The sequence below is a fragment of the Stenotrophomonas sp. Ste86 genome (assembly GCF_024519465.1).
Lineage (GTDB): Bacteria > Pseudomonadota > Gammaproteobacteria > Xanthomonadales > Xanthomonadaceae > Stenotrophomonas.
The window spans coordinates 168,303-184,725 of sequence record NZ_JALJRW010000003.1 but is presented as its reverse complement, the minus strand read 5'-3'; the positions used below and the strand labels follow the sequence as shown (position 1 = coordinate 184,725).

Below are 16,423 nucleotides of genomic sequence, written 5' to 3'. Positions count from 1 at the left end.
AAAAGGCACAAACGACGGGCGGCCCAGTGCCGCCCGTTGCCTTTTTACCGTCCCGCCGCATAGACTTGTCCGGCACCGCGCGGGTGTAGCTCAATGGTAGAGCTGTAGCTTCCCAAGCTACTGACGAGGGTTCGATTCCCTTCACCCGCTCCATGTTCCCGACACATGGACAGGAATGCAGCGCTCCGAAGCCGCCGGACCCCGCCGCGATTGCGCCGATCAGGCGCCTGCTATCTCATTCCGCTTCATACCGTACCCGCTGGAATCGACAGCAACGCGCGTCGCTTGCCCGATAGCCGTGCCCGACGATGCACAGGATGCTTCTGAGCGGGTTGCTGCCACGGGCGGCGCCTTATTCGCCGATGACCTCGAAGGCAAACGGATCCTCCTGATCGGGAAAACGCAACAGATAGCGCGCAATGCGCGTCTTGCCATCTGGCAGCAGATAGTCCACCTGCAAGCCGCGCGGGCTGTCTTCCCTCCCGGGCCCCACATAGGTATTGCTCGGATAGCTGAAACGGTGCTCCGGCGCGGTACGAATGGCAGCACACGTGCCAAACAGGGGAGGCAGGATGTACAGGCGCTCCCCATGCAGCAACAGCACGGTGGTGTACCGATCACCCTTGCCACTGCCGACGTAGCGCATGTCCAGGCACACCGAGGTGCCGTGCTGCCACGCCGTGACGTCCTCCAGGTTTTCCGGGCGAATGGGCGAGCCGGTACGCCATTCCCGCGGTGCGAGGTCGATGGCGCTGCTCAGTGGCCAGCGCCGCGCGCCCACAGACAACGCCTTGCCATCGAAGACAACGTCGGGAAGCCCATCCGTTGGCGTCTCCGCCAGGCTGCTTGGTACGGTCCACAGCGCATCTTCATGACGCTGCAGCGCCCCGATCATCGAGGTGGACCACAGGCAGTGTCGCGGCGATTCCGTGCAGGGCATACCCAGTGCGGTTCCCGGTCCCTGGAACAGGTTGCCACCCAACGATCGATAGAAATCGCCGTAGTCGGTGAACTGCACGGGCGCGGCACGGGGCGTGCCCGACAGGAGAACACTCAGCAGGGCCACGACAGCGAGCGGTCCGGATTTCATGGGCATGCCTTTGCGGAGGTCGCGGTGATGTCGCGGCGCGGCCGTCGTTGGCCGGGCGTCGAGGGTATCGGTTCACCCGGTGCAGCGAAACATCGTTGCGCCCAGGCAGTGATCAATACACCGCGCGGCGGGCTCCGGCATCCGGGTGGCGGTACTCGCCTGCGGGGCTGGCAGCGTGACCTGTGCGCCTCAAACCACCGCTGAGCTGCGCGTCGCGCGATCCTCATCGCAGCGTACCCGGCGCAGGCTATGCTTCGCGTTTTCCGGCCCCGTGCGCCCACCGCGATGAAACTCGCCATCCTGTCCCGCAACAGCAAGCTGTACTCCACGCGCCGGCTGGTAGAAGCCGCGCGCGCGCGCGGCCACACCGTGCGCGTGCTCGATCCGCTGCGCTGTTACATGCGCATCGCCGCCGATGGTTTCACCATGCATTACAAGGGCCGTCCGATCACCGGCGTGGATGCGGTGATCCCGCGTATCGGTGCCTCGGTGACGCGGTATGGCACGGCCGTGCTGCGCCAGTTCGAAATGATGGGCGCCCGCACGCCCAATCCCTCCGATGCGATCCTGCGCGCCCGCGACAAGCTGCGCGCGCACCAGATCCTGGCCTCCAAGGGCATCGACATGCCGGTGACGGTGTTCGGCGACAACCCCGACGACACGGTCGACCTGCTGTCGATGCTGGGGCCGCCGCCGCACGTGGTGAAGCTCAACGAGGGCACGCAGGGACGCGGTGTGATCCTGACCGAGAAGGCCAGTGCCTCCCGGGGTATCGTCGAAGCCCTGCGCGGTCTGTACGCCAACTTCCTGATGCAGGAGTTCATCGGCGAGGCGCAAGGCGCCGACTTGCGTTGTCTGGTCGTTGGCGACCAGGTGGTGGGGGCGATGCAGCGCCAGGCTCCGGACGGCGACTTTCGCTCCAACCTTCATGCCGGTGGCAGCGCCCGGGCCGCCAAAGCCAGCCGGGCCGAGCAACTGGTGGCGGTGCGCTCGGCCAAGGCGCTGGGCCTGAGCGTGGCCGGGGTCGACCTGATCCGCTCCAGCCGTGGTCCGCTGGTGTTGGAGGTGAACTCCACGCCGGGCCTGGAGGGCATCGAGGCGATCTGTCAGGCGGACTTGGCAGGGCGGATCATTGAGCACGTTGCGTCGATGAAAAAGCCTGTTAATTCAAAGGCTTGAAATTTTCCGGAAAGTTTCTGCGGTTTTAACGAGGCTTTAATCGGCCCCAGCGTAGCCTTCATCGAACCGCAGCTCTGCCCTCCTCAGCAGGATCGGTAATCGGGAAACACTTTCAGGCCCAGGCGGGTTCCGCCTGGGCCTTTTTCTCGATCGGCCGCCTGTCCCGGGAGGGTGATAAATCTCACTTGTCCGCCGCCCGCAGGCTGGTTACATTTGGCGCTCGTTCATGGATGGAGCACTGCGTATGTACCGTTTGGTCTGCACGATGTTGTTGTTCACCGTCGCCGGCGTCAGCGAGGCGAAAATGTCGCAGGGCAAGGACCACGAGGTCTCGCTCAACGTCGAGGTCCCGATCAGCGAGCAGATCCAGAAGGTGGAGGGCGCGCTGCGCAGTGAGACCTACAGCGAGATCACGCCGGAGGACCGCAGCCAGGTCCAGGCCGCGTTGGACCGCATCAAGTCGGCCTTGCAGGGCCATGAGTCCGCAAAGGAACTGAGCCCGGTCGCCCGTACCCAGCTGCTCAACGACCAGTCGACGGTCAACACCATCCTGACCCGTGCGAAGGAAGACAGCCGCCTGGTCTGCCGCCGCGAAAAGGCCACCGGCAGCAATTTCCATGAGAGTGTGTGCATGACCGTGGCGCAGCGCCGCAAGGCGCGCGAGGATGGCAAGGACTACCTCAACAATCGTCGATCCCCGAACGCCTCCAGCAATTGATGCCGGGTCCCGCCTCCCTTTCCGGGCGAGGCGGGATGTCGCCAGGCAGGTGCCTTGAGGGGAGAAGGTGGCTTTTGACGCGGAATGAGCGACATCCACTGTCTAATGTTAACAATGGGATGTGTATCTTCCCCAAGGTGCGAGGAACGGGGCTACCGGCTGTAACAGGGTCGTCCGCGCGATCCGATGCTCCTGATCCGAAAGGATCACCTGCCAACCAGAGGTCACAGTGCGAATTCTTGTAATTGAAGACAACAGCGACATCGCCGCCAACCTGGGCGATTACCTTGAAGACCGCGGGCATACCGTGGACTTCGCCGCCGACGGCGTGACTGGCTTGCACCTTGCCGTGGTGCACGAATTCGATGCGATTGTTCTGGATCTCAACCTGCCCGGCATGGACGGCATCGAAGTCTGCCGCAAGCTGCGCAATGAAGCGCGCAAGCAGACCCCGGTGCTGATGCTCACCGCACGCGATTCGCTGGACAACAAGCTGGCCGGGTTCGACTCCGGCGCCGACGATTACCTGATCAAGCCGTTCGCGCTGCAGGAAGTGGAGGTGCGGTTGAACGCGCTGTCGCGTCGCGGCAAGGGGGTGCAGACCCGCGTGCTGGAAACCGGTGATCTGGAATACAACCTGGATACGCTTGAAGTGCGCCGCCAGGGCAAGCTGCTGCAGCTCAACCCGACGGCGCTGAAAATCCTGCAGGCCCTGATGGAAGCCGCGCCCGCGGTGGTGACCCGCCAGGAACTGGAAACCCGCGTCTGGGGTGAAGAGTTGCCCGATTCGGACTCGCTGCGCGTGCACATCCACGGCCTGCGCGCAGTGGTGGACAAGCCGTTCGAGGTGCCGTTGATCCAGACCCGCCATGGCATCGGATACCGCATCGCCGCGCCGGAAGCCTGATCCGGTGACGGGCAAGGGGGAGCGTCGCCGCGCGCCATATCGGCGCCGGCTGCGCAGCCGCATCATCGTCTCGTTCGTGCTGTTGGGCTTCTGCCTGACGGCACTGTTCGCTTTTGCCACCAACTGGGCGCGTGCGCGCGTGGAAAACCAGTTGGTCGAAGACGTGATGAACCGCAATATCGACGAGTACGCGCATCGCTATTCCGCCGATCCCTCTCGCAATCCCGACCTGCCGGTGCAGCAGATGCGCGCGCGGATTGTCCGACCAGACAAGTTCGACGCCCTGCGTACCGAAGAGCCGGACTGGTATGACTTCCGCGATGGCATCCACAGCCTGGGTGGGGTGGATGAACGCGGCAATGCGTTCTCCTACAAACTGGCCGTACGCAAGACGCCGGAAGCTTGGTTCTTCCTCGCTTACGACATGACCGAGAGCATCCGCGGCGAGGCGCAGCTCAAGCGCGCCTTGCTGGTGTCGGTGCTGGTGTTCAGCCTGCTGTCGCTGGTATTGGGCTGGTGGTCGGCCTCCAAGGTGATGAAGCCCGTGTCCGATCTTGCCGCGCGTCTGCGGGCTTACCGGGGTGGCACCAGCGAGCCGGAGCCACTGGCCCCGCGCTTTCCCGACGACGAGGTGGGCCAGCTGGCCCAGGCGCTCGACGACTATTCCTCGCGATTGACCGAAGTGGTCCAGCGCGACCGTGAGTTCAACGCCGACGTCAGCCACGAGCTGCGTACGCCGCTGGCGGTCATTCGCGGCGCGACCGAGCTGTTGCTGGCGCGCCCCGGCCTGGATGAAAAGGTGCTGCAGCGGCTGCAGCGCATCCAGCGTGCCGAACAGCAATGTACCGATCTGATCGGCTCCCTGCTGCTGCTGTCGCGCAACGAGCGCGGGCAGGGCAACAGCAACGTGGCGCGGGTGGCAGAGCAATTGCTTGATGCGCACCGCGCCCAGCTTGGCGGCAAGCCGCTGGAGCTGGTGCTGGAGGGCGACCGCGAGCTGGTCATCGACGCGCCCGAGTCGGCACTGTCGGTGGCCCTGGGCAACCTGATCGGCAACGCGGTGAAGTACTCGCAGGAAGGCTCGGTGCGCGTGGTCGTCACCGGCAACCACGTGGATGTGATCGACAGCGGCCCGGGGTTGAGCGCGGAGGATGCGGCCAAGCTGTTCCAGCGTGGTTACCGCGGTACCCATGCCGGGCACTCGCAGGGGGGCGGGATCGGCTTGTCGATCGTCAGCCGCCTATGCGATCTGTACGGCTGGCAGGTCAGTGTGCGCCCGGGCGTGGATCGGGGTGTGGTGGCGACGTTGACGTTCTCGCCGGCGGTTTGATCGTCGCATCCGCTCGCCGGCGGTGTAATCACCACGTCCGGTAGAGCCACCCCATGGGTGGCTGTGCGGTGTGTCGGTATACCCAAAGGCAGCCACCCATGGGGTGGCTCTACCGGTGGTCGGCAACCGTTTTGGCGGACAGCAGCCGGTACAGCTGATCCAGCGCCTCCACCTTGGCCTGCAGGTGCTCCGGCTGCCCGTCATTGACCACCACGTCATCGGCCAGGGCCAGGCGCGCCTCGCGGCTGGCCTGGGCGGCGATCATCCGGTCGGCCAGTTCGGTGGTGATGCCATCGCGCTGCAGCAGGCGTGCGTGCTGCACGGCCACGGGCACATCGATCACCAGGATGCGGTCCAGCCAGGGGTATTGCTGGCGGCCGCCGGCTTCGGTCAGCAGGGGGATGGCAGCGATTGCATAGGGGCCGCCCGCCTGCTCGCAGGTGTCGCGCAGCAACTGGCGGATGGCCGGGTGGGTGATCGCTTCCAGTGCCTGACGGTCCTGCGCGGAGGCGAAGATGCGCTCGCGCAGGGTGGCCCGGTTCAGGTTTCCATCGGCCAGCAGGATGCTATCGCCGAAGTGCGCCGCGATACGCTTCAGGCCGTCGCTGCCGGGGGCAACCACGGCGCGTGCTGCGACGTCGGCGTCCGCCACGGTAATGCCCAGATCTTCGAAGCGGCGACTCAGCTCGCTTTTGCCGGCGGCGATACCGCCGGTCAAGCCGATGACGTAATCAGACATCGGCCGGCCCTCAGCGTAGGCCGGCGAAGCCCATATAGGCGTTGATCAGCGGCTCGCCCCACATGAACACGATCCAGCCGGCAATCGCCAGGTAGGGGCCGAACGGGATCGGGGTGGCACGATCGCGACCGCGCGAATACAGCCAGACCGAGCCGATGATCGCGCCCACGATCGAGGACAGCAGGATGATCGGCAGGATGCCTTTCAGCCCGCACCAGGCGCCGAGCGCGGCCAGCAGTTTGAAATCGCCATGCCCCATGCCTTCCTTGCCGGTGATCTGCTTGAACAGCCACCACACCGACCAGAGCGACAGATAGCCGGCCAGCGCGCCCAGCAGGGCGGGTTTGGCGGGCATGTACAGGTTGTCGCTGGCCGCGATCAGGCCCAACCACATCAGTGGCAGGGTCAACTGGTCCGGGAGCAGTTGGGTCCGTAGATCGATCCCGGACAGGGCGACCAGGAAGCAGCTCAGCACGATCGCGCCGAAGCCCTGCCAACCGAAGCCGAACTGCCACACGCTGGCCAGCACCAGCAGGGCGGTGACCAGCTCCACTAGCGGGTACTGGATGGAGATCGGGGCGTGGCAATGTCGGCACTTGCCGCGCAGGACCAGCCAGCTGAACAGCGGGATGTTCTCGAACCAGGCCAACTTGTGCTTGCAGTGCGGGCAGTGCGACGGCTCCACCACGATCCCCGGCGGCGGCGGCTCGTAGATGTCCGGCTCTTCGAGCACTTCGCGGGCGTCGCGCTTCCACTGCCAGTCCAGCCGCTTGGGCAGACGCAGGATGACTACGTTGAGGAAGCTGCCCAGGAGCAGTCCCAGACCGGCCGCGGCGGGATAGCCGAGACCGGGATGCTGGTCGAGAAATGCCATTGTTACCTTAGCCGACGACGGCGCCGAGTTTGAAGATGGGCAGGTACATGCCGATGACCATGCCGCCGACGATGGTACCAATGAACACCATGATCATCGGCTCCAGCAGGCTGCTGAGGGCATCAACGGCGTTGTTGACCTCCTGCTCGTAGTACTCGGCCACCTTGAACAACATGGTGTCCAGGGCGCCGGCTTCTTCACCGATGGCGGTCATCTGCACCACCATGTGCGGGAACAGGTTCACCTGTTTCATGGCCATGTTGACTGGATAACCAACCGACACGTCATCACGCATGCGTAGCACTGCCTCTTCATACACCTTGTTGCCGGTGGCGCCTGCGACAATCCCGAGGGCTTCTACCAGTGGCACGCCGGCTTTGAAAGTAACGGCAGTGGTGCGGGCGAAGCGGGCAATCGCGCTGTTGTTCATGATCTGCCCCATGACCGGCACCTTCAAAATCAGGCGATCCATGGTGTGCTGCATAGAGGGCGAGCGTTTATACGAAAAGATGAAGCCCGCGGCGCTGCCGCCAACAATCAAAAGTATCAGCCACCAATACGCAACCATGAATCGCGACATGTTGACGATCAATTGCGTGAACGCCGGCAGTTCCGCGCCGAAACTCTTGAACACATCCTCGAACTGTGGCACTACGAAGATGAGCAGGATGGCGCTGACGACAAGAGCGACTACGACGACCATGGCCGGGTAAAACATCGCTTTCTTGATTTTCCCCTTCAGGGCTTCCAAGTTTTCCTTGTAGGTTGCCACCGTGTCGAGGACTGTCTCCAGCACACCTGCGCCTTCACCAGCGCGGACCAGATTGCGGTACAGCGAGTCGAACTGCACTGGATGCTGACTGATGGCTTCGTACATGGACGAGCCGCCTTCGATATCTGTGCGGATGGTTTCCACCATCTTCTTCATGCGCGGGTTCTTGTGTCCGCTTCCGATGATCTCCAGCGCGCTAACGATCGGCACACCGGACTTCATCATCGTCGCCATCTGGCGACTGAAGAAGGAGACGTCCTTAGCGCTGACCGCACTGCCGGCGGCGCCAAACAATGGCTTGGGTTTGGGTTTGACCACTTTGGGCGTTATGCCCTGGCGGCGCAGTTCGGCCCGGAGCAGATTCGCGCTCTTGGACGTCTGCTCCCCCTTCATCTTGATTCCGCGCTTGTCGGTCCCCTCCCAGACAAACGGTTGCAGCTCCATGGTATTTCGCGCCACGGGCTCTTTCTTGACTGCAGTACGGCTAACGGACATACGAGGCTCCCCAGCCACACCATCCCCAGGCGGGCTATCTGGGCGCATGGTAGCCGGTTCCGGCCCCGGGTGGCATCCCCGCCTGACAAGAAAGCGTGACCTTCATCCAAGACCCTGTTGGTCAGAACGTGACGCAGTACGTCACATTGCAGGGTTGGTCGCAAATTACTGTGCGGGGGGTTCCAATCCGCAGGATTGCTGCCATCATTGCGCCGGGGAATGCTGGGGAGCATTGCTAAGAAGTTGGCACGCAACCTGCTTTGATCCACCCGCACAGGCGCTTGCCTTAGCTCAGCCGGTCTGCCGGCCAGGCCGCGACCCAGTGTTCATTTTTTACCTATCTCTAGGGGATGTACTCATGAAGAAGCAGCAGGGCTTTACCCTCATCGAACTGATGATCGTCGTGGCGATCATCGCCATCCTGGCCGCCATCGCACTGCCGGCCTACCAGGACTACACCGTCCGCGCCCGCGTATCGGAAGGTTTGACCCTCGCATCGGCCGCCAAGACCATCGTGGCTGAGAACGCCAGCAACGGTTCCCAGGACCTCGGTCAGGGTTACGCGTTCACGGCGGCCACCACGAACGTGAACACCATCGCCGTCGATGACGGCACCGGCGTGATTTCGGTGACGATGAATGACAACGCCAAGGGCGTCCAGTTGACCCTGACGCCGGAAAGTGGCGGCGCAGCGCTGGCTGGCGGTGCTGTTCCTGAAGATGTGATCACTTGGAAGTGCGCCGTTTCCGCAGCGGCCAACAACAAGTACGTGCCGGCTGAATGCCGCGTCTAATCTCACTGGCCTTTGTCGGCTGAGGTGGATTGAAGAGAGCTCCTTTCGAAACGAAGGGAGCTTTTTTTTTGCAGAGCCACTTAGGAGGGGCATTGCATTAATCACTAAATTCAGGGGGAGTGATGAAAAGCGCGGGTTTTACGTTGATTGAACTGATGATTGTCGTTGCAATTATCGCCATTCTGGCATCTTTGGCGCTGCCTGCGTATCAGGACTACACGGTCCGCGCACGTGTCGCTGAGGCGCTCGTAGGTATGAGTGCGTATAAGGCTCTCGTGGTCGAAAACGTGAGTACAGCAGCAGTTCTGGATAGCACTGCTTGCAATAACGTGAATTCGCTGGGTGGCGTCACCACCAACGTAGCTTCGGTCCATTGCGAGCAGAACGGACGTTTGGAGGTGACCACCACCGAAGTGGCCGGCGCCGTGACGCTCGCGCTTGCCCCGCAACTTGTTAACGACAGTGCTATAGCGTGGACATGTTCGCTGTTGGTAGGCGAGCTCAAACATGTCCCGGCAGAGTGCCGAGGCTAAGTGTGCAGTCATTTTGATGAGCGTCGGTATTCAGAAACTGGCGTAGGCGCATCGGTGTCAGGGCTGCCGACGACCCGGCACAACCGCTATGATGGTGTTGTGTCGCACGAGGCAGTCTGGGTGTTGTTGACCGCCAAGGCTCATGCGTGAATCCAGATTCGGTGGGTGTGTATTGCATGTGCGGCACACGAATTGAAATGTCTAGGGGAACCAGATGAACGCAGTAGTGACCGCCAATCTTGTAGGCATCACCGGCATCGCCCGCCGTCTGGTCCAAGACGGTGCGCTGGACGAGGCAGGCGCTCGCGATGCGATGGCCAAGGCTGCCGCTGCCAAGCAGCCCTTGCCTCAGTGGTTCGCCGAAAAGAGGTTGGTCACCGCATCCCAGCTGGCCGCCGCCAACGCCCTCGAGTTCGGCATGCCCCTGCTCGACGTCTCGGTGTTCGACGGCACCCAGAGCGCCATCAGTCTGGTCAGCGAAGAACTCCTGCGCAAGCACCGCGTGCTGCCGCTGTTCAAGCGCGGCGGCAAGCTGTTCATCGGTACCAGCGACCCGACCCATTCGCTGGATGAGATCAAGTTCCACACCAACCTGGTGGTCGAGCCGATCCTGGTCGATGAGGACCAGATCAAGCGCACCCTGGAGCAGTGGCAGTCCAAGCACGACACGCTCGGTGGCAGCCTGGGCGGCGACGATGACGGCATGGGCGACCTGGATGTGTCGGCCGGCGACGAGGAAGGTGGTTCGACCGACTCCGGCGTGGATGCCAAGGGCGATGACACGCCCGTGGTGAAGTTCGTCAACAAGGTGTTGATCGATGCGATCCGCAAGGGCGCCTCGGACATCCACTTCGAGCCGTATGAAGACGACTACCGCGTGCGGTTCCGCATTGATGGCCTGCTCAAGAACGTGGCCAAGGCCCCGGTCAAGCTCAACCAGCGCATCGCCGCGCGCCTGAAGGTGATGTCGCAGCTGGACATCGCCGAAAAGCGCGTGCCGCAGGATGGTCGCATCAAGCTCAACCTGTCCAAGACCCGGCAGATCGACTTCCGCGTCAGTACGCTGCCGACTCTGTTTGGCGAAAAGATCGTGTTGCGTATCCTGGACGGCAGCGCAGCCAAGCTGGGTATCGACAAGCTGGGTTACGAGGCCGCGCAGCAGAAGCTGTTCCTGGACGCCATCCACAAGCCCTACGGTATGGTGCTGGTGACCGGCCCGACCGGTTCGGGCAAGACGGTGTCGCTGTATACGGCACTGGGCATCCTCAACGATGAAACGCGCAACATCTCCACGGCCGAAGATCCGGTGGAAATTCGCCTGCCCGGCGTCAACCAGGTGCAGCAGAACGTCAAGCGCGGCATGACCTTTGCCGCCGCACTGCGCTCGTTCCTGCGCCAGGATCCGGACATCATCATGGTCGGCGAAATCCGCGACCTTGAAACGGCCGAGATCGCAATCAAGGCCGCGCAGACCGGCCACATGGTGCTGTCCACGCTGCATACCAACGATGCGCCGCAGACCATCGCGCGTCTGATGAACATGGGCATCGCCCCGTTCAACATCACCAGTTCGGTGACGTTGGTGATTGCCCAGCGCCTGGCGCGGCGGCTGTGCAACAACTGCAAGCGGCCGATCACCTTGCCGGCGAACGCGTTGCTGGCCGAAGGCTTCACCCAGGCCCAGGTCGATGCCGGCATCACCCTGTACGAGGCGGTCGGCTGCGAAGAGTGCACCGAGGGCTACAAGGGCCGTACCGGTATCTACCAGGTGATGCCGATGAGTGAGGAAATTTCGGTGATCGTGCTGGCCGGCGGCAATGCGATCCAGATTGCCGAGGCCGCGCAACGGGCCGGGGTGAATGATCTGCGGCAGTCGGCGCTGGTGAAGGCGGCGGCGGGTACGACCAGCTTGGCTGAGATCAATCGCGTCACCAAGGATTGATCGATCGGTTCGGTCGAACGGAAAAGGCCCGCGGATGCGGGCCTTTTCATGTGCGGGGAACGCCGACAAAAGGGTAGCGCCAAGCCATGCCTGGCTGTCGCGGCGCCCGCCGCGCGCGGTGAGTTGGGGGTGTCCGGATCGAAGAGCAGCCACCCATGGGGCGGCTCTACCGCGGTTGTCGCGCGGCGTCAGATGGCGCAGCAGCGTAGTGGGTTGTCGCGCGAGGTCAGATAGCGCGGCACCCATCGGGGCAGTCGCGCGTGGCGGAATGGATCAGCCCCCATGAAGCTCAATCCATCCCCAGCTTCTTCAACTTGTAGCGCAGCGCCCGGAACGTAATCCCCAACTGCGCCGCCGTCCGGGTCTTGTTCCAGCGGTTCTCCTCCAGCGCCTTCTGGATCGCGGTGCGCTCCATCTGTTCGATATAGGAGGGCAGGGCACCGTTGCCGGCCGGCAGGTCGACCACGGCTTCTTCCACCGCGGCATTACTGCCGGGGCGCAGGCCGCCGTGCTGGGGCAGGCGCAGGTCGCTGGCGCCGATGCTGTCGGTTTCGGCCAGCGCGAGGGCGCGCTCCAGGATGTTCTCCAGTTCGCGGACGTTGCCGGGGAAATGGTATTGGGCCAGCGCATCCAGGGCGGACGGCGCCAGCAGCGGCGTGGGCCGTTCATGGGTGCGGGCCAGGCGCGCCAGGATCGAGGCGGCCAGCTGCGGCAGGTCGCTGCGGCGCTCGCGCAGCGGCGGCACGCGCAGTTCGATCACATTGATGCGGTAGTAGAGGTCGTGGCGGAAGCGCCCGTCTTCGACCAGTTCGCCCAGGTCCTTGTGGGTGGCCGAGAGGATGCGCACATCCACCGGTACCTCGGTGGCCGAGCCGACCGGGCGGATCGATTTTTCCTGGATGGCGCGCAGCAGTTTTACCTGCATCTGCAGCGGCAGTTCGGCCACTTCATCCAGGAACAGGGTGCCGCCGTGCGCGGCCTGGAACAGGCCCGGCTTGTCGGCGTGGGCGCCGCTGAAGCTGCCCTTCTTGTGACCGAAAAATTCGCTTTCCATCAGTTCGGACGGAATCGCGCCGCAGTTGACCGGGACGAAGGTGCCGGCGGCGCGGGCGCTCTGGGCGTGGATGGTGCGTGCCACCAGCTCCTTGCCGACGCCGGACTCGCCGAGGATGTAGACCGGCGCCTGGCTGCGCGCGACCTTGGCGATGGTGCCGCGCAGGGCGTCCATGGCCGGAGACTCGCCGAGCAGGCGCGCGGCCTGGTCGCTGGCCAGTGCGGCCGGCACGACGCGTTCACTGTTGTTGAGTTCCAGGGCGTGCTTGACCAGCCCGCGCAGGACCGAGATGTCCACCGGCTTGCTGACGAAGTCGAAGGCACCGGCCTTCAGCGCTTCCACGGCCAGGTCCATGCTGCCGAAGGCGGTGATCATCGCCACCGGCGTGCGCGGGTAGTGCTGGGCGATCTCGGTGACCAGCTCGATGCCGTTGCCGTCGGGCAGGCGCATGTCGGTGATGCACAGGTCGTAGGGATTGCTGGCCAGCAGCTCGCGGGCTTCAGCGAGGTTGGCTGCGGTACTGATACGCAGGCCCATGCGGCCCAGGGTCAGTACCAGCAGTTCGCGGATGTCACGTTCGTCGTCGACGACGAGGGCGCTGCGGGTTTCGTTCATATGGGGGGAAGATAGCCGAGGGCGGTTGGATCCGACAAATGTTTGACGCATGCGGCGACCCGCAGCGACGGTGCCTGCCGTGAACGGTTCATTGCGGCAGCAGAGTGTGCGGGCCGGCCAGGACCAGCCGGAAGCACGCGCCACCGGCCGGCACCGATACGTATTCCAGGTTGGCCTGGTTGGCCTTGCACAGCTCCCGGGCGATATACAGGCCCAGCCCGGTGCCGTGCTCGGAGGTGGTGAAGAACGGGCGGAACAGCTGGCTGGCCACCGTTTCGGGGATGCCCGGGCCGCGGTCCATCACGTCGATGACGGCGGCGCGCTCCTGGCGCGCCACGCGCAGCCGCACCCGTGCCGGCTCCTGGCCGACGCGTCCGTACTTGAGGGCGTTGTGGACCAGCACGGTGAGGATCTGATGCAGGTGGCGCGGGTCGACCAGGGCGTGCACCGAGGTTTCGGTGATGATCGGCTCGATGCTGTCCGTCTCCAGGGTGATGCCCTGCTTGTACTCCAGCACGAAGCGGCGCACGAACGCGGCCAGGTCCAGGTTTTCCGGGTTGGCGCGCTCGCGCCGGGCCAGGCCCAGCACGCTTTCGACGATGCCGTTGGTGCGCTGGCACTGCTGGTGGATGATCTGCAGCAGGCGCCGGTCGGTGTCGCCGATGGCGGTGGATTCCTCCAGCAGCTGGGCGGCGTAGTTGATCGCCGCCAGCGGGTTGCGGATCTCATGGGCCAGGCTGGCCGAGAAGCGGCCCATCGCCGACAACGTCAGCGATTCGGCGCGCCGGGAGACCACGGTGGAATCGTCCAGGAACACCAGGGTCAGGTCGCTGCCGGCCAGCAGGCGGGCGAAGCGCGGCTGCACTTCCGGCTGGTCGGGCGAGAGCTGCAGCGGGGTTTCCTCATTTTTCCATCCGTTGCGCCAGCGCTGCAGGCGCCGGCTCAGGTCGGGCGAGGCGCTGCCCAGTTCCAGCCGGCCGCTGCCGCCGTCGCCGTCGGCGTCGCCGATCAGGGTCGAGGCGGCTTCGTTGGCCAGGGTGATGCGGTTGGCCCCGTCCACCACCAGTACGCCGGTGCGCATGCGGCGGATGATCAGCTCGTTGATTTCGAACAGGTTGGCGACCTCGTCGCCGCGCTGGTTGGCCAGCTGCTGGTTGCGGCGAGCGCGGTTGCCGACCTGGTAGCTGACGTAGGCCAAGGCCAGGTAGCTGGTGACGAACATCGCCAGCTCGGCCAGGGTCCGGGTGGGGTCGCCGCCTTCCAGAAGCTTCCACAGGTACTCGCCGGCGGTGGCGGCGCTGGCGGTCAGCGCAATGCCCATGCCCAGCGGCAAGGGCAGCAGCGTGGCAGCGGCGGCGATGCTGAACAGCAAGGACATCGACAGGCCGGCGCTGGCCCCGGGCAGGGCATGGGCCAGCAGGGTGGCGGCGATGATGTCCACGATCACGCTGCCGATCACGATCGGGCGCAGCCAGCGCTCGTTGCGGCCGATCACCAGGATCAGCAGCGCCAGCGCCAGGTAGGCGCCGCTGACCACGCCGGCCAGGCGCGGGTGGTCGGCCGCACCGACCAGCGTGCTCAGCGGGCTGAACAGCAGGGCCGCGATCACGGCGGCGATCAGCAGGCGGTAGAGGGCAAAAAAGTACAGCTCGCGCTTCGGTATGGATTCGATGCGGTCGATCAATGAAGCACTGGGTGACACGCCGGAACTCCCCTTCAGGCATGTGGCCAGTGTAGAGGGTGTGGCCGTACATGGGGTGCCGGTGGCGCTGATTGACGCCCGCGTCCATGGCACGTACCCCTTCCAGCGCCGGCCCCGTTGCGCACTGCCGCAGGGCAGGCGCTCGGGGCTGGGCAGGGCCGATGCCGCAACTGTCTGAAAAATCGCCGGAATCGGCCGCCCCGGGGGGCGGCCGACGCGCGTCTTTGCGCCTGCGCGCCAGCTCGTCCACAATAGTGGGCCCGCCGCGGTCCTTACCGGCGCCCCGTGAGGGAGCCTTGGAGATGCGTGCGGTCGTTCCTATACCCACGGTGACGCATGAATTTCCACGAATACCAGTCAAAACAACTGCTTGCCGAGTACGGCATTCCCGTCCCGGCCGGCAAGGTCGCGGCGACCCCGGATGAAGCAGTTGCAGCGGCCAATTCCCTGGGCCAGGGCCCCTGGATGGTCAAGGCGCAGATCCACGCGGGCGGCCGCGGCAAGGCTGGCGGCGTCAAGTTCTGCAAGACCACCGACGATGTGAAGGCCGCTGCGGCCAAGATGCTCGGCACCAAGATGGCCACCTACCAGACCGCCGGCGTCGAGCTGCCGGTGAACCTGGTGCTGGTGACCACCGCCGGCGAGATCGTCAAGGAACTGTACCTGTCGGTACTGGTCGACCGTGGCACCAAGACCATCACCTACATCGCCTCGTCCGAAGGCGGCGTGGAGATCGAGCAGGTCGCCGCTGAAACCCCGGAGCTGATCCACTCGCTCAACGTCGACTTCGTCGAAGGCGTGCAGGGTTACCACGGCCGTGATTTCGGCTTCAAGCTGGGCCTCACCGCCAAGCAGGCCGGCCAGTTCGCCAACATCATGGTGAACCTGTACCGCCTGTTCAACGAAAAGGACCTGGCGCTGGTTGAAATCAACCCGCTGGCGATCCTGGACGACGGCAACCTGTACGCGCTGGACGGCAAGTTCGACAGCGACGACAACGCCGCGTTCCGTCAGAAGGCCCTGGTCGCCATGCGCGACAAGACCCAGGAAGACGAAACCGAAGTGACCGCTTCGGAGCTGGACATCAACTACGTCACCATGGACGGCAACATCGGCTGCATGGTCAACGGCGCCGGCCTGGCCATGGCCACCATGGACGTCATCAAGCTCAACGGCGGCGAGCCGGCGAACTTCCTGGACGTGGGCGGCGGTGCCAACAAGCAGCGCGTCATCGAGGCGTTCAAGCTGATCCTGTCCTCGGACAAGGTCGAAGGCATCTTCGTCAACATCTTCGGCGGCATCGTCCGCTGCGACATGATCGCCGAAGGCATCATCGCCGCGGTCAAGGAAGTGGGCGTCAAGGTTCCGGTCGTGGTGCGCCTGGAAGGCACCAACGTGGAAGAAGGCAAGCAGCTGCTGCGTGACAGCGGCATGGCCATCATCCCGGCCGACAACATCAACGACGGCGCCAAGAAGGTCGTCGACGCTGTCAAAGCCGCCGCCTAATTTTCCACGGCATCGGATCGCCGGCAGCATCCTGACGTGCCCCCTTGAGTCAAGGGGGCTGGCACGCCGCAACGTGGCGTGACGGGGGTTCTGGTGGCATGCGGAACGGACATCGACCTGGTCGATGGCTCCTCCTCCGAAGCCGGCCCAAATAATTTACGAAGGACTTCAAGA

Annotated in this window: 14 protein-coding genes and 1 tRNA gene; 9 read left to right on the top strand and 6 right to left on the bottom strand. The window is 64.3% G+C overall.

Annotated features, from left to right (window positions below; translation table 11 throughout):
- Positions 1-79: 79 nt before the first annotated feature.
- Positions 80-153, top strand: a tRNA-Gly gene (locus NR101_RS04685).
- Positions 154-352: 199 nt separating this feature from the next.
- On the opposite strand, the gene NR101_RS04680 is transcribed toward NR101_RS04685, so the two are convergent.
- Entirely contained in the window at positions 353-1,090 is a 738-nt protein-coding gene (locus NR101_RS04680; protein ID WP_256775522.1) for a hypothetical protein, read from the bottom strand.
- Positions 1,091-1,375: 285 nt separating this feature from the next.
- Here NR101_RS04680 and rimK point away from each other — a divergent pair, with 285 nt between their 5' ends.
- The 4 genes from rimK to NR101_RS04660 all read left to right on the top strand — a co-directional run bounded on the left by rimK (position 1,376) and on the right by NR101_RS04660 (position 5,224).
- Positions 1,376-2,269 (top strand): 30S ribosomal protein S6--L-glutamate ligase, encoded by an 894-nt coding sequence (gene rimK, locus NR101_RS04675; protein ID WP_256775521.1) that lies wholly within the window; start codon positions 1,376-1,378, stop codon positions 2,267-2,269.
- 244 nt (positions 2,270-2,513) lie between these two features.
- Positions 2,514-2,987: a hypothetical protein gene (locus NR101_RS04670; RefSeq protein WP_256775520.1), complete on the top strand. Its 474-nt coding sequence runs from the start codon at positions 2,514-2,516 to the stop codon at positions 2,985-2,987.
- Positions 2,988-3,216: 229 nt separating this feature from the next.
- Positions 3,217-3,894, top strand: coding sequence for a response regulator transcription factor (locus NR101_RS04665; RefSeq protein ID WP_017356179.1), 678 nt, complete (start codon positions 3,217-3,219; stop codon positions 3,892-3,894).
- Entirely contained in the window at positions 3,857-5,224 is a 1,368-nt protein-coding gene (locus NR101_RS04660) for a HAMP domain-containing sensor histidine kinase (RefSeq protein ID WP_256775519.1), read from the top strand. The genes NR101_RS04665 and NR101_RS04660 overlap by 38 nt, the downstream gene beginning before the upstream one ends.
- A 109-nt stretch (positions 5,225-5,333) precedes the next feature.
- Here the strand turns inward: NR101_RS04660 and coaE are convergent, their stop codons facing one another.
- The 3 genes from coaE to NR101_RS04645 are packed head-to-tail and all read right to left on the bottom strand — an operon-like array spanning position 5,334 to position 8,104.
- Positions 5,334-5,963 carry a dephospho-CoA kinase gene (gene coaE / locus NR101_RS04655; protein ID WP_256775518.1) on the bottom strand — a complete coding sequence of 210 codons (630 nt, stop codon included), beginning with the start codon at positions 5,961-5,963 and terminating at the stop codon, positions 5,334-5,336.
- Between the two features lie 10 nt (positions 5,964-5,973).
- Complete coding sequence (locus NR101_RS04650; RefSeq protein WP_256775517.1) at positions 5,974-6,837, bottom strand: A24 family peptidase; 864 nt, start codon at positions 6,835-6,837, stop codon at positions 5,974-5,976.
- 7 nt (positions 6,838-6,844) lie between these two features.
- On the bottom strand, positions 6,845-8,104 hold the full coding sequence (locus NR101_RS04645; RefSeq protein WP_256775516.1) for a type II secretion system F family protein: 1,260 nt from the start codon (positions 8,102-8,104) through the stop codon (positions 6,845-6,847).
- Between the two features lie 358 nt (positions 8,105-8,462).
- On the opposite strand from NR101_RS04645, the gene NR101_RS04640 reads away from it, so the two are divergent.
- The 3 genes from NR101_RS04640 (at position 8,463) to pilB (ending at position 11,372) form a co-directional block, all read left to right on the top strand.
- Entirely contained in the window at positions 8,463-8,897 is a 435-nt protein-coding gene (locus NR101_RS04640; RefSeq protein ID WP_256775515.1) for a pilin, read from the top strand.
- 122 nt (positions 8,898-9,019) lie between these two features.
- A complete protein-coding gene (locus NR101_RS04630) occupies positions 9,020-9,430 on the top strand; it encodes a pilin (RefSeq protein ID WP_306175388.1) in 411 nt (136 codons plus the stop codon).
- A gap of 214 nt (positions 9,431-9,644) precedes the next feature.
- Positions 9,645-11,372: a type IV-A pilus assembly ATPase PilB gene (gene pilB, locus NR101_RS04625; protein WP_256775514.1), complete on the top strand. Its 1,728-nt coding sequence runs from the start codon at positions 9,645-9,647 to the stop codon at positions 11,370-11,372.
- Between the two features lie 289 nt (positions 11,373-11,661).
- On the opposite strand, the gene NR101_RS04620 is transcribed toward pilB, so the two are convergent.
- Both NR101_RS04620 and NR101_RS04615 read right to left on the bottom strand, forming a co-directional pair.
- A complete protein-coding gene (locus tag NR101_RS04620) occupies positions 11,662-13,041 on the bottom strand; it encodes a sigma-54 dependent transcriptional regulator (RefSeq protein ID WP_256775513.1) in 1,380 nt (459 codons plus the stop codon).
- Between the two features lie 88 nt (positions 13,042-13,129).
- Complete coding sequence (locus tag NR101_RS04615; protein WP_256775512.1) at positions 13,130-14,743, bottom strand: ATP-binding protein; 1,614 nt, start codon at positions 14,741-14,743, stop codon at positions 13,130-13,132.
- 336 nt (positions 14,744-15,079) lie between these two features.
- Between NR101_RS04615 and sucC the strand changes: the two genes are divergently transcribed.
- Positions 15,080-16,249, top strand: coding sequence for an ADP-forming succinate--CoA ligase subunit beta (sucC, locus tag NR101_RS04610; RefSeq protein ID WP_256775511.1), 1,170 nt, complete (start codon positions 15,080-15,082; stop codon positions 16,247-16,249).
- Positions 16,250-16,423: the final 174 nt, after the last annotated feature.

Coding starts and splice junctions, on each gene's coding strand:
- NR101_RS04680 (WP_256775522.1), bottom strand. CDS start 1,090: ATGAAATCCGGACCGCTCGCTGTCGTGGCCCTGCTGAGTGTTCTCCTG.
- rimK (WP_256775521.1), top strand. CDS start 1,376: ATGAAACTCGCCATCCTGTCCCGCAACAGCAAGCTGTACTCCACGCGC.
- NR101_RS04670 (WP_256775520.1), top strand. CDS start 2,514: ATGTACCGTTTGGTCTGCACGATGTTGTTGTTCACCGTCGCCGGCGTC.
- NR101_RS04660 (WP_256775519.1), top strand. CDS start 3,857: ATGGCATCGGATACCGCATCGCCGCGCCGGAAGCCTGATCCGGTGACG.
- coaE (WP_256775518.1), bottom strand. CDS start 5,963: ATGTCTGATTACGTCATCGGCTTGACCGGCGGTATCGCCGCCGGCAAA.
- NR101_RS04650 (WP_256775517.1), bottom strand. CDS start 6,837: ATGGCATTTCTCGACCAGCATCCCGGTCTCGGCTATCCCGCCGCGGCC.
- NR101_RS04645 (WP_256775516.1), bottom strand. CDS start 8,104: ATGTCCGTTAGCCGTACTGCAGTCAAGAAAGAGCCCGTGGCGCGAAAT.
- NR101_RS04640 (WP_256775515.1), top strand. CDS start 8,463: ATGAAGAAGCAGCAGGGCTTTACCCTCATCGAACTGATGATCGTCGTG.
- NR101_RS04630 (WP_306175388.1), top strand. CDS start 9,020: ATGAAAAGCGCGGGTTTTACGTTGATTGAACTGATGATTGTCGTTGCA.
- pilB (WP_256775514.1), top strand. CDS start 9,645: ATGAACGCAGTAGTGACCGCCAATCTTGTAGGCATCACCGGCATCGCC.
- NR101_RS04620 (WP_256775513.1), bottom strand. CDS start 13,041: ATGAACGAAACCCGCAGCGCCCTCGTCGTCGACGACGAACGTGACATC.
- sucC (WP_256775511.1), top strand. CDS start 15,080: ATGAATTTCCACGAATACCAGTCAAAACAACTGCTTGCCGAGTACGGC.